This is a genomic window from Cobetia sp. SIMBA_158 (assembly GCF_046566945.1).
Lineage (GTDB): Bacteria > Pseudomonadota > Gammaproteobacteria > Pseudomonadales > Halomonadaceae > Cobetia > Cobetia amphilecti.
This window is the reverse complement of record NZ_JAWJYL010000131.1, coordinates 1-348: the sequence shown is the minus strand read 5'-3', so window position 1 is coordinate 348 and position 348 is coordinate 1. Positions and strand designations below refer to the sequence as shown.

Sequence of the window (348 nt, the reverse complement as noted above, 5' to 3'; positions counted from 1 at the left end):
ATGTTGATACTAATAGTTTAATGTTTCTCGGATGTAGTTCATTGTCTATTAACATTAAAACATCCCTGTTCTTTCTAGATATACGGTCTACCTTCCAGACTAAAATTGCATCAAACTTATGGTTTCTCATATCATTAAATAATCTTTGTACATCTGGACGGTTAAAGTTTTTACCCGAATGTCCACCATCTGTATAGACTTCAACAACCTCATAACCTTTATTTTTTGCATATGCCCTTAATTCATCCTCTTGTCCTTTCAATGAAAAACCCGTTCTTTTTTGCTCCTCAGTACTTACCCTTGTGTATATAGCAACTTTTAATACATTACCTTCCATTAATGTCTCCC

1 protein-coding gene is annotated in these 348 nt (G+C 33.6%); it reads right to left on the bottom strand.

Translation table 11 applies throughout. The annotated features are described in order from the left end of the window. Positions 1-348, bottom strand: a 348-nt coding sequence (locus R2R70_RS19290) for a recombinase family protein (protein ID WP_410978792.1), incomplete at both ends; no start/stop codon positions are given.